8 protein-coding genes and 1 pseudogene are annotated in these 12,949 nt (G+C 47.5%); 2 read left to right on the top strand and 7 right to left on the bottom strand.

Features of this window, described 5'->3' with window-relative positions:
- Positions 1-33: 33 nt before the first annotated feature.
- The 6 genes and pseudogenes from ACFPOF_RS23925 to ACFPOF_RS23950 all read right to left on the bottom strand — a co-directional run bounded on the left by ACFPOF_RS23925 (position 34) and on the right by ACFPOF_RS23950 (position 10,088).
- Positions 34-1,152, bottom strand: coding sequence for an ABC transporter ATP-binding protein (locus tag ACFPOF_RS23925; protein ID WP_378137420.1), 1,119 nt, complete (start codon positions 1,150-1,152; stop codon positions 34-36).
- Between the two features lie 32 nt (positions 1,153-1,184).
- Complete coding sequence (locus tag ACFPOF_RS23930; protein ID WP_378137422.1) at positions 1,185-2,525, bottom strand: ABC transporter substrate-binding protein; 1,341 nt, start codon at positions 2,523-2,525, stop codon at positions 1,185-1,187.
- A 194-nt stretch (positions 2,526-2,719) separates the two neighbouring features.
- Positions 2,720-2,851 (bottom strand): annotated as a pseudogene (locus tag ACFPOF_RS33550) (IS3 family transposase); the annotation flags it as partial.
- Between the two features lie 366 nt (positions 2,852-3,217).
- Positions 3,218-4,600 (bottom strand): sensor histidine kinase, encoded by a 1,383-nt coding sequence (locus ACFPOF_RS23940; protein WP_378137426.1) that lies wholly within the window; start codon positions 4,598-4,600, stop codon positions 3,218-3,220.
- Positions 4,600-5,292, bottom strand: a complete 693-nt coding sequence (locus ACFPOF_RS23945) for a response regulator transcription factor (protein ID WP_378137442.1) — start codon at positions 5,290-5,292, stop codon at positions 4,600-4,602. The genes ACFPOF_RS23940 and ACFPOF_RS23945 overlap by 1 nt, the downstream gene beginning before the upstream one ends.
- A 149-nt stretch (positions 5,293-5,441) precedes the next feature.
- Positions 5,442-10,088, bottom strand: coding sequence for a discoidin domain-containing protein (locus ACFPOF_RS23950; RefSeq protein ID WP_378137428.1), 4,647 nt, complete (start codon positions 10,086-10,088; stop codon positions 5,442-5,444).
- Positions 10,089-10,412: 324 nt separating this feature from the next.
- Here ACFPOF_RS23950 and ACFPOF_RS23955 point away from each other — a divergent pair, with 324 nt between their 5' ends.
- Both ACFPOF_RS23955 and ACFPOF_RS23960 read left to right on the top strand, forming a co-directional pair.
- The gene (locus tag ACFPOF_RS23955; protein ID WP_378137430.1) at positions 10,413-11,255 is read left to right on the top strand and encodes a hypothetical protein; all 843 of its coding nucleotides are present in this window, start codon (positions 10,413-10,415) and stop codon (positions 11,253-11,255) included.
- Positions 11,256-11,270: 15 nt separating this feature from the next.
- The gene (locus tag ACFPOF_RS23960; RefSeq protein ID WP_378137432.1) at positions 11,271-12,104 is read left to right on the top strand and encodes a hypothetical protein; all 834 of its coding nucleotides are present in this window, start codon (positions 11,271-11,273) and stop codon (positions 12,102-12,104) included.
- Between the two features lie 90 nt (positions 12,105-12,194).
- On the opposite strand, the gene ACFPOF_RS23965 is transcribed toward ACFPOF_RS23960, so the two are convergent.
- The coding region (locus tag ACFPOF_RS23965; protein ID WP_378137434.1) for a M24 family metallopeptidase at positions 12,195-12,949 on the bottom strand (755 nt) is incomplete at its 5' end.

Raw genomic sequence — 12,949 nt, forward strand, 5'->3', positions numbered from 1 at the left:
ACCGCCGTTATTCCCCGCCATCTCCGTAGCTAGTCAATCTGTTAACAACATTTCTGTATCCTTGTGGAAAAATAGCGCCTTCTGCATATCCAAAGCTACAGTCACCTTCATGCCATCCTCAAATTCATAACGAGGATGCGCCCTTGCTACAAGATGATGATCCATCCCCATCTTCATGTGATAGTAACGGTCTGAGCCTACGAATTCGTTAAAGGCAAGAATACCGGTAATATGCGCATGGGGATAAGCTTGCAGCACAATTTCTTCAAAGCTGATATGCTCAGGACGAATGCCGAGCACAACCGAATGGACGACCTGGCTTTGCCCCCTCAATTGAAAGCTCTGCTTCTCAGTTAGCCTCAGGGCAAACCGGCGCGTATGAAATTCAAGGCTGCCATCTTTTTCCTGAAGCTTTCCGGGGATGAAATTCATCGGAGGATTGCCGATGAAATTGGCAACGAATAAATTGACCGGGCGATTATATACGACCTCCGGCTTATCGACCTGCTGAATGACGCCTTTGTTCATCACCACAACGCGGTCTCCCATCGTCATCGCTTCGATTTGATCGTGGGTTACATAAATCGTAGTAACCCCGATCTTCTTATGCAGGGCGATAATCTCCGATCTCATCTGCAGACGCAGCCTGGCATCCAGATTAGATAGAGGCTCATCCATTAGAAAAGCCTGAGGCGTGCGGACAATCGCCCGCCCCAGCGCAACCCGCTGCCGTTGGCCACCCGAAAGCTCATGCGGCTTGCGGTTCAGGAAATTTTCAATTTCCAGCACCCGGGCCGCGCGCTTAACGGCCAGCTCGATTTCATGCTTGGGCTGCTTGCGCAGCCTGAGGCCAAAAGCGATATTTTCGAATACAGTCAGGTTCGGATAAAGCGCATAATTTTGGAAAACCATCGAGATATCCCGATCCTTCGGAGGATAATCATTGACAAGCGTATCGCCAATATAGAGTTCCCCTTCCGATATGTCCTCCAAACCCGCTAGCATGCGCAGCGTCGTCGATTTGCCGCAGCCGGAGGGACCTACAAAAACGAGAAACTCATGATCCTCCACCGATAAGCAGAAATCGTTGACAGCCAGTTCCTTATACTTTCCGTACCTTTTATATATGTGATTAAACAATATTCTGGCCAACGGATTCTCTCCCTTTCCAATCGCTGCCCCTGCTACTGCTTATATTTCTCCATAGCATCCTTGACATCACCAGCAGCTTCTTCCTCCCACTGCCTCAGGAACTTGACGATGTCCATATCGGACTCTATAAACCTGTCGATGGCCTGCGGCATCCCAACGTAAGCATCCCATGGACTTTTACGCGGCTGGAAGGATGGGCGCTTTACGTTAAAGATAGCATCCATGTTTTTGCCCTGATAGCCGGGAACGTCAGCAGCCCATTGCTTGACGATTTCCATATCGGATACAGCGGGAAAAGCATGTGCGGGACGGATCATACGAATCTGGTTTTCCGGCGAATAATATTTAGCCAGCACGGTGAAGGCCTCATCCTGATGAGCACTGTACTTGTTGATCGTGATCGCAGTTGTGCCAGAAACCGGGCTCAGATCAGGCTGCTCCGGCCATACCGGCACCGGCAATATTTCGATGCTCTTCTTGAAGCTTTCATTTTCCTGCCAATCATTCTTCATAAATGCGTTCCAAGCAAAGGCCATCGCAGCAGTCCGTTCCATAAACTTTTCTTTTCCATAGGCTTCCTTGACCCCAGGAATGCTGAAATACTTTTTCACAAACTCGAATTCCTTCGTAAAGGCAGGATCCTTGGTAAGCCTTAATTCCCCGGTATCCGGATCCGTGGCATTGGCCGGAAATTCATTTAGCGGTGTGTATAGCATTGTACTTGGAATTTCAAGCCCTATGTACGTCTTTCCGTCTCGCGTTGCCGTCATGCGCTGGGAAAGATCGAGCACTTCGTCCCATGTCATCGGCTTCTTCGGGTCCGGATACGGCACTCCAAACAAGTCGAAAACTTCTTTATTATAGAAGAGCTGTGGAAAGCCTTCTCCGTCCGGAAGACCAACCAGCCTGCCCTTCGTATCAATAGAGCGCACATAAGCAAGCGTGTGAGGATTAATCTGACTTCCGCTGAAATTGTGCTTTTTCATCAAATCTTCAATGGACATTAGGGTATCGAGTTCCTCAAGCGGCTGAAGTCCATAATTGGCAAAAATGATATCAGGTACTGTTTTGGCAGCGAATAGTTCCTGCAACGTATCTTTCGTGCCTGGTGCTAGAACCATTTTGACGGTAATGCTGTCCTTCAGCTCCTCTCTGATTGCTCCGAATCGGACTTCATATTCCGGTTCCCCCCACGGCCAAGCGATCGTAATCGTGACGGGCTCCTTGGGTTTTGTCGATGCAGTTGGACTTGACGTTTGGGCTTCCGGGCTGTTAGACGGCTTCTCCGCCTCATTTTTCGAGCTGCATGCAACCAAAGCTGAAATAGACAAGACAAGAACTAAAAACATCAAAAACCCTTTTCTTAAACGCATTTCAAATTCCTCCCTTTTGGATACAGTTAATAATATAGATTTCTAACTAACTGCAAGCGCTTACTTTTATCATCATACTAGAATGTCTGTAAATGCTGTGTAAATTACGTGTAAATCTGATGTAAATCCAATTAAAATTTATGAAAATTAACCTAATAATGGTCAAGACCCATATAGCGGACATTAAGAAAAACCTACCCAATACGCTGTCTCCGGTACTCAACCGGTGATAGCTTATTTAATTTCGAGAAGAAGCTCTCCATTGAGGCGTTGTCATAACAATTGCCTCGACGAGACATGCTGATTTGGGCGCCAACCTTTGGCAGCATGTCGTGGTATTTGTCAGCGTTCTCCATTTCCAGACGCTTTACATAGCGTTCTCCATCGGTGTACTCTCTTCTTTTCCCGCGGTGATCCATATGTCCGAAATCACCCATCTGCTTAAAACGTCGCATCCAGATTTTCAACCGGCCAATATCCTCAATTCCCAATGCTTCCGCTACTTTCAGCTTCGTCATTCCTTGAAGCCGCATCTCTATTGCTTTCTTCTTCGTTTCAAAACTGTAAGTAACCAGCTTTTGTCCCTTTTTCACTGACATAATGAAAGCACCCCCTATAGTTTCCATCGGTTAAACACCGGGGTGTTTTTCCAATGTTCACTATAAGGGGTGCACTTCAGAATGTTACTGTGCTCAATTCTTTTCATTGATTTCTCGCGCTTCAATCTGCACAGGGAGGTGAATTGTAAACCTGGAGCCTTTCCCCTGCTCGCTTTCTACGGTGATAAGTCCATTATGGGCTTCGACGAGTGCTTTAGCTATACTTAAGCCAACGCCAAGCCCCCCGCTATTTCTGGAACGGGATTTATCCGCTCGATAAAAGCGGTTGAATATGAGAGGAATGTCCTGCTCTGCAATCCCGATGCCGTTATCTTCACAATAAATAAGCGTCTCATTTTCCTCCGAGAACAAACCAATCTCAATGCTTCCTCCTGCAGCGGTATATTTAATTGCATTCGAAATAACATTGGAGAGCACCTGAATAATCCTGTCATGGTCCACATCGGCAAAACAGGGAATAAATGGAGAGATCAGCTTGCAGCTGATTCCTTTTTCCTGCGCTAGAAATAAAAAGCCTTCATGGACGGAACGAACGACCTGTACTAAATCAACACGTTCCATATTCAGCTTGAAACTCGCCCCCTCCGCTTCGCTCAATTTGCCAACATCCTCCACCAGACGTGAAAGTCGATCGATTTCCGAATAAATCCAATCCAGGTGATGCTCCGTTAAAGGGTAGATGCCGTCAATCATCGCTTCCAATCTAGAGAGAACGGTGGTAAGGGGGGTACGCAGCTCGTGTGACAAATCCTGCAGCATCTGCTTCATCCATACATCCTGACGGTTAAAATCAGTGAGGAGCGCATTCACTACTCGGGTATAACGCACAATTTCGCTGGTTCCCGTTTCCGGTAAAGTTGCTTCCCGGTCCCCACTGGCAATTTTCTCTGCAAGCTCACTACTGGTGCGTATCGGACGGGCTAGCTTACGTGCCAAGAAATAGCTTAAAGCGATGAGCATTACGAGAAGTACAAGCCCTCCCGCCTTCAGCTCAATATTCACCTTACGTTCCAGCTCTGAGAAATACGGAAAAAAATAATTTCCGTCCAGTTCGTAGGATACATGCAGATAACCCTGTTCCTCCCCACCTACAATAATAGGTATTTCGAATAGCGCTGAGTTATTTGGGGGGAGTTGGGATTGTCCTGGTTTGGATTCATACCATACATCCGTCCGATTGGGCGCCACAATTCGCAGTGAAGCCGAATACACCTTCGATACATTATCCAGCCACCGCTTCTGCTCCTCATTATCGGGACCTCCCGTAATTTTTGCACGCATCATATAAGCCAATTTATGACTCTGATCGTTTAACAACTGCATTTTGTATTCGGGTAGCGTTCGGTTCCAGCCTGCTTGCAACAGCAAATATATGATTAGCAGCAATGCTGACGACAGACCTAAAAAAGTACAAAACAAGAGAAATTGTGTTTTGATCCGAAAACGAGAGCTCATTACGCCTCCCCATCCATCTGGAAGCTGAATTTGTATCCTTCCCCTACTTTGGTCACGATATAGATCGGATTTTTGGGGTCTTCCTCAATTTTCCTGCGGATATTTCTTATATGCATGTCCAAGGTACGTCCGTCTCCTATAAAACGGTATCCGAGTACTTCGTAGGACAACTCGCTCCTCGTATATATTTTCCCGGGTCTCTTGATAAGAACATTGAGCAGCTTAAATTCCGTAAACGTCAGATTAGCCGCCCTGCCATCCACGATCACTTCTTTGGTTTCAAAATTAATAATCATTTTCCCTCCGTTATAGGTTACCATTGACTCGTTAGCATGGGCTAACATATTCATTCTGCGCTGCAGTGCATGTATACGTGCAATAACCTCTTTCATCCGGAAAGGCTTCGTAATATAGTCATCCGCCCCCAAATTCAAACCGTTGATCGTATCGACCTCAGCTGCTTTTGAGGTGAGCATAATAATCGGCACATTAGACTGCTGCCTGATGGCACGGCATACTTCCTCACCTGGTAAACCGGGAAGCATCAGATCCAGAATGACCAGATCAAGCTTCTGCATGCCGATCATCTGTATGGCTTCCTTGCCGTCCTTACATGAAATGGCCTTCCAGCCCTCATTCAAAAAGTAAGATTCTAACACATCGCTAATCGCTAACTCGTCCTCAACAATCATAATATTCAAGATCTTCACCCCATCTGTAACTGTTCACTAGTAAGTATAAGGAATCTATACTTTCTGAATCGTGCAAAATAGGGGATATTCCAAGGCCCTTCGACCTTATGGAATATCCCCTATCCATTCAATTTAGAGTTATACGCCGCTTATTTTCTCAATTCCAGCACTCTAAGCAGGAGAGCAACTGATTCTGCACGGCTGGCTGTTCCTTCGGGAACGAATTTGTTATTGCCACGTCCGGAAATCAGGTTCAGTTGCACCGCCGCATTCACTGCGCCTTGCGCCCATGATGGTATTGCCTTGTCGTCAGTAAACGCTGTGGCTGCCTTATTATTCATATCCAAGTTCATCGTCCGAGCGACCATTACGATCATTTCCGAGCGGCTAATTGGCGCGTCAGGCCGGAACGATCCATTTGCATACCCTTTAATGATGCCTGCTTCAATGGCTTGCGCGATTCCCTGCTTTGCCCACTTTCCAATCTGAGCTCCATCTGTAAAGTCCGAATCGGCTCCGTTGCCTTGCAGGTTGAAAGCCCTTGCTAACATGACCGCGAATTCCGCTCTTGTCACTGCCGCATTCGGCTTAAAGGTACCGTCTGCATAGCCGCTAATAAAACCTGCCTCTACACCCTTCGCGATAGCATTCTCAGCCCAATGCTTAGCAGTATCTTTAAATACCGGCTTATCCGTAGGGACATTCGTTCCATTCTCCGAGACGGCGAATACCGCTAATTTCGTAAAGCGATCGACTTCAACGGATATTTTATTGCCGTCGACAACGCCTCCGATATCAATCCATTGTTTCTTAGCTTCGTCATAAGCGAATATGGAAGCTTTATGACCCTTTCCAAGCTTGCTCGGATCAAAGGATAAAGTAACCGTTGCAGGTTTACCGAGCTCTCCCGTTAGGTTGCTCAATACCTCATACACGGAGCTTAGCAGCGTTTTTTGAACGCCTATAAGGGTGCTTGTAGCTATCGCTTTGGTAATGGTCAAACGAAGTTCCTTGTTCGCTGCTCCGCTTGGGACGATGACCGTAAATTCACCATCGAAACTCAGTTCCCCCGCCGCTCCCGGCGAAAGCGTCAGTTGCTTCTGATCGGTAGATGAACCGCCGCCCGTCCAGCCGCCTGAACCCGGGTTCGTTACCGTTGCAGTTGTGTCTACGATTTCGATACTCAAATCTTGTTCCGACACATCGTTCGTAAACGTAAACGTCAGCTTGGTTGTCGAACCAGCCTTCGATCCGCTCAGGTACTCTTTCTTAACGGTCACAATGCCATTCGAATAAACGTAATCATTGCCTTCCGCAAGCTTCGTATCTCCATTAAAAATAGCTGCAAGTTCACTGTTTTTGCGAGCAACGTAAACTTTGACATCGGCTTGCTTACCGATCTTCAGATCGAATGTCGCTTGATTCGGCATAATGATGACTTCGCTCGATAGATCTCCCTGATTGATTGAATCCTGCAAAGCGGCAATCTGTTCACGGAATGTCTGGGCAGAACTATCCACAGCATAGGGGAAACGATTTACCGATTCCAACAGTTGATTACGGATAGCCTCTTTTCCTTTGCCTAGCGCCAACAAACCCGCAGCCTGCTCAAAAAGCTGCTTATATTCCGTCCATTTGGCGTTTGCACTTGTTTCATATACTTCAAACTCTTTGATATTATAGCCCCAATACTGGCCGATAATCATCGTTCTCTTTACGCCCTGAAATTTCACGTACCTGGCTTTTATCGGATTGAATTGGATCGATTCCGTTCCCGGATTCCCCGATATAACGGCATCGCTGCGAAAAACATTCGTCCACTGTTGCCCATCCCTGGAGACGAGCACTTTGTATTGAACAGGGTATGCAAGTCCCCATTTAAATACGACTTCGCTTATTTCTTTCTCCGATTGGAGATCTACTTCCAACCACGCTGTATCCGAATATTCAGATGACCATGTGGTTGAGAACTTTCCATCGAAGGCTTTATCTGCGCTCGGAACTTCATCACCCGAAGAAGAATAGGGTTGGTTCAGGGCAATATTTTTTCTTTCGACGATGTCGATCTTCCGATTGAAAATCATGACATTGTCAATAGTCCCTTTAAAAGCGTTTGTATCGCTGCCTATTTTCTCCACAGGCAAAATAAAAGTTTGAAGCTTTGCGCCGGTTTCCATTCTTTCTACGTACTCGTTGCCGTTGACATATAAGGATGTGCCTTGATCATCCCCCGTCAATAACAAATGCGTCCATTTCCCTTCCGGAACCTGGTAGTTGAAGGTGCTGTCATAATTTTCTTTGGTAAATCCCAGCTTGCCGGAATTACCCTGACTTAGCTTCAATTGACCTTCAGGCGACTCCATGATGACCGCATTCGGCGCATTACCGGTATCAGGTTTGATCCACATGGAAACGGTCCATCCGAAACCCAAGGACCTTAACGGTGTTTCCACGTAACTGTTGCCTCCGCCTAATCTCAATCCATTCCCGAATTTGCCTTCGGCAATCGTTACGTTCTTTCCGATTCCGTCAAACCCGTTGCCCGACGTATCCTTCAAATCTTTTTCGAATAAATATTCAATCACATTTCCGGTTGGATTTTCTACTTCTAGCTTATGAGAAATTTCGGCATTAGGCGCGTCGCCTATTGCGGAGGCAGCTTTCAAAAATCCGTTGTAGTCCTTATCTTCCCGGGTCCCTGTCCACATCTTTTCCGATAATGTCTGTATAGCCGGCAGCATTCTTATATGGGAGTCATGCATGGAAATACCGGTTGCATTGGAAGTATCGTTCCAAAATGCAAACATTCCGCCTTTTAATTTCGGGTGTCCATATGGCAAAATGGAAGTTCTCCATTTCGTCGGCTCCCACTCGTTATACAATAACTGGGTATCCAAATAGTCTACAATGTTTGGAATGAGATAAGTGTATCCGTCATCAACGTTCAGAATATCGAATCCTTTATCGATTGCCTGAACCGGCCCGCCCGCCGGCTCGTAATAAACTTCCATCGTTGCATCGTTGCTTATCGGAGTTTGGCCTTCGTATGAGGCCAATGCTCCCCATAAGTGCGGGCGCTTTCCTTTGCTATTAATATGTTTGATAATCGTATCCATATATCCCCTGTACGCTTCAACATCGTCTTGCGAGTTCACATGGTATTCGTCCATACCGACATGAACATCCGGGCCTATAAAGGTCGGGTTATCTCCGTCCAAATATTCATCAAACAGACTTTTGACAAACTCCACGGTTTCCTGTTTATTGAGGTCTAAAGAGTTCCCGCTTCCTAATGACGGGTCGTACGCAATAAAAGCTCCGGAATGACCTGGCGTATCAATCTCCGGGACAATATTCACTCCATACGCCATGCCGAGCTGTTGAAGTTCCCTGAACTCATTTTTCGTGTAATAACCATCTTTGCTCGTGATCGCCGGATACTTTTCATTTTCAAGTCTGAATTCAGAGGGATAACCCCATATATCGTCGTTCAAATGGATTTGGAATTGATTCATCTTGTACCATGACAACAACTTGATATAGTCCCTTAGAAAATCGATGGTATAAAACTTCCGGGCCACGTCAAGCATCATGCCCCGCGTCTCATATTTGGGGTAATCTCTCGCTGTTCCCTTCGGGATGTAGCGATGTCCCTTGTCTTGTTTTAATATTTGAAGAGCCGTTCGTGTCCCGTAAAAAGCCCCTTTAACATGAGCCGACTTAATGGTGACATAATCGCCGACTTCGAACAAATATCCTTCTTCCCCAAGCTTTTCCACTGATTCGTCTAGCGTCAGGAAAATGTCGCCTATTGTTGGGTTGCCCTGCACGATATCCAGACTGTAGCCGCTGATTTCCTCGATATTCTGCTTCGTCGTCTCGGCCGATACCTGCAGGTCCGCGGCATCATTCGGATTTATTACGATTTTTGAATTTTCCGTCAAAGTAAAATTCCCGACTCCGCCATACCATTCCCGCAACGACGGTATGACTTTGGGCTCTTTATTTAAATCGCCGGTTTGAGTATGCAGCCCGGGAACGCTTACAAGAACGTTGCGGGATATGGCTTTATTCTCAGGGTTATTCAAATCCTCGACCTGAAATAGAAGGTTAACTTTAGCCTCTACGAGCGGGGTATGAATTTCACCCTCTTTGTCGATAACCTGCGGTCTGTCGCTGCCATAAACGGAAATCTTATATCCTTCGGGAACCTCGGGCAATTCGATCGCATTCTGGCCATCTACGATAGCAGGCAATTGCTTAATTCCCTCAATGATGCGCGTTAACGGATCCTTCTCGACATGATAGACTTCAAATTCATAAAATGAATATCCGTAGTTCGTCCCTCTCTTTACTCCCATGAACTTCACATATCTGGCACTTGTAGTACCGAAATCGATTACTGCTCTTCCTCCATTGCCTTCAATTATTCCATCGTTATCCAATACATTTCGCCAATTCTCCGTATCGTCGGAAACTAAGATCTGATACTTTTCGGCATACGCCACTTGCCATTTAATGACGACACGGTCTATTTCCGTCTGTTCGCCAAGATCAACGTAAAACCATTGATCGTCGGTATAGAGGGAAGACCATTGCGTACTATCATTCCCGTCGACGGCATTTTCAGCACCGAGCCAGTCCACTTCATTCGAAGATGAAAATACCGGCTTGCCTAAGGCTAAGTTCGGACCGGTAATTGTAGCGGCGGAAGCTGTCAACGTTTTTGCAGGAAATACCGACGCAATAAAAAACGTAATAACAAAAAATATTAATAAAATATTTATGCTTTTCATGTTTTTCCCCTTTCTTACTACGATTTTTTTAAGCCAAGATCCATTTTCGTAGAACAAGCTGCCTTTTGACCATTGCCCCCCTTTGGATTAATTGTTGTCGGAATACACAAAAAGAGGGCACTAGAAAAAAAAGCTTTCGCTTTTTGTCTAGTGCCCTCTTCGGTAACACGACTCTTCATATTTAACTAAGATGAACTATAACGAAATCGCATACTCGTGTCAATCATAATAAACATCATAATAAACATCTAGTAAATAACCAATCGCAACCAAATTCAAAACCTCACGTCAAAGCTTATACATGTAATTAAGGAGATGATTGGTTTGAATAGAAAGACTTGGCTGTTTGCGATTTCTCTCATGTCCTTCTTCCTCGTCTTCGGCGCGATACCGGCCGATGCGACGAACTCTTACCCTAGCACTATAACGCTCAAGCATTCGACCAATACTTATGAGGCACCTGACGACAAGGATCCGTCCAATGTGAAACTGTCGCCGCAGGAGTTGCATATTTACGGAATGCGGCCAAGCGACGGGCATTCCGCGTTTAACTGGTACCGAATTACGACGTGGCGCGGCGAAAAGTGGGTAAAGTTGACGGAGGCTGATTTTATCGGGCAAGAGGAGCTAATTGTAAGCGATGTCGCTTTGCTGGAAAAAACGCAGCTGTACGATGCGCCGAAGAGCGTCAGCGCCACAGGAAAATGGCTTGGCAAGATGACCGTTCATGCCGAAGCAATCAGCGGCTCATTCTTGAAAATCGGTACAGATAAGGGTCCCAAGTGGATCCGCATTTCCCCCGATATGTTGCTGGACGTTCAGACGCAGCCAATAGATCTTAAGCTCGATGCCGCCGTAACCCCGGCATACGCGCGACCGGACGGGACATTAAAAACGGTGACGGAGCTTGGGCCGCAGGTGGTGCATGCCTTCGAGCAGAAAGATCATTGGTACCATGTCCGGATAAATGGCACAAACGTGTGGGTCAATCCGGATATTGCGATTCCCGTGGACGTGACAAAGCAAGCCATGACCGCCGACGTTCAGCAAAAAACGATGATGTTCGCCTATCCGAGCTTCGATTCAAAGCCGCTCGGCGTCATCGCCTCGCAAAAGGTGAAGGTCGTTGCAACGGTCGGCGGATGGAAACGGATCGAAAGCGATTGAGTCGGAGGAGCATGGTTGTACCTTATGCCAGCCCCGGGCAACTACAAGAATCCGCCCGCCAAAGTACAAAACGCCGGCGATCTGAAGTGGGATTTCAGGCAGACTGAGGTTGCTGGCTCCTCGGGCAAGGAATTTCCGCTTGATGTCGAGCTTTCGGTACGCGACTGGCTGTATGGGACTCTGCAGGCTGGCGCGAAGCTGAAATTCGGTGCGGACATTTGGAATTTGTCTAGCAATACCGTGAAGCTCGACAGCCCGGTGCAGTTCGCCATCGATATTGTGCGGATGAACGGCAAGGAGGAGCAAACTGTGTGGAGCGTACTGTTGCCGGAAACAGTTACGTCCATACCCGGACAAGGTAATTATTGGATCGACGGCTTCACCTGGGACCAGACCGATGCAAGAGGAAAACAGGTACCTCAAGGAGATTATGTCGTCCGCCTTCGCCCCGTTCGACAGGCAACTCTGCAGGAAGATGGGTCGAAAGACAAGATGACATCGATGTTCAGAGACTACCTAACCTCGGCTCCATTTCATATTCTTTACCCGGCCGCAGATCGAATACCACGCCTCGAAACGGCCAAGGAGCTATTTCAGAATTACCTCGCGTCGCAAGAGCGGTCGTCCATATCCAAAAACCGTCGAATCACCGACTTCCGAATTAACGAACTTCTCCTCGCGCAGGAGAGCTACGATGACTTCAGCTTTATCGCTTCATACGAGATAAAGCCGGCTTCAAAAAGCTACAACGCGGGGAGTAACGGTCAGCGAATGGGGGACGGAAGGATCTTTTACGACAAGCAAAAATTTCATGTCGTCCGAAAGGGGAACGAATACCGGATCGGATAGGTTGACGCGAATAAACTGCGCACAACGAAAACCCCGAAGGTCCCATAGAGACCTTCGGGGTTCAGATCATATATTGCTTTCCTACCTAAATTAAAACTCCAGCTCGTGAATCGTACCGATCGGGTTGCACAGCAGCTCGCAGCCGCCCTCGCGGATGACCGCGCCTTTCTCCCAACGGATGCCGAACGTGTCCGTCGTAACGAACGTATCGATCTGGAACGTCATGTTCGGCTGCAGCAGATAGTTAGATGACGTCTCCATCCACGGCGCTTCGACTTCGATCATCCCTGTGCCATGACATGGCCCGTACAGATAGTTTTTCTCGTAGCCGTTATCTTTGAAAAATTGCAGGAAGCCTTTCGCTACGTCGCTCGCCAGCACGCCCGCCTTTAAGTTCGCATGCGTCCATTCGTGCGCCTTCAGCCCGAACTCGATGACCGCGCGGCGCTCCGGCGTCAGCTTACCGAGGCTGATCGGCATGCCGATGCTCGGCGAGTAGCCGTCCACCTTGGCCGACAGGTTCAGCTGCACGATGTCGCCTTTGTTGATGACGCGGTGGGAAGACCGAGAGATGGCATGACGGGTCGACTTTTCGCTGAAGATGTACATCGGCAAGCCTTCGTACTCCGCGCCATTCTCGTAGATGACGCGTTGAGCGACACCGACCATCTGCGTCTCCGTCACGCCCGGACGGATCGTGCGGATCACTTCTTGCGTCGCCAGCTCGGTAATGCGGAAGCCTTCACGCATGCACGCGATCTCGTTCTCCGACTTGATGCTGCGCAGCGCGACCATAATTTCGTCCGCGCCGACGATTTCCGCCTCCGGGAAGTTATTCTTCAATC

This window comes from Cohnella soli (assembly GCF_042655525.1).
Taxonomy (GTDB): Bacteria; Bacillota; Bacilli; order Paenibacillales; family Paenibacillaceae; genus Cohnella; species Cohnella soli.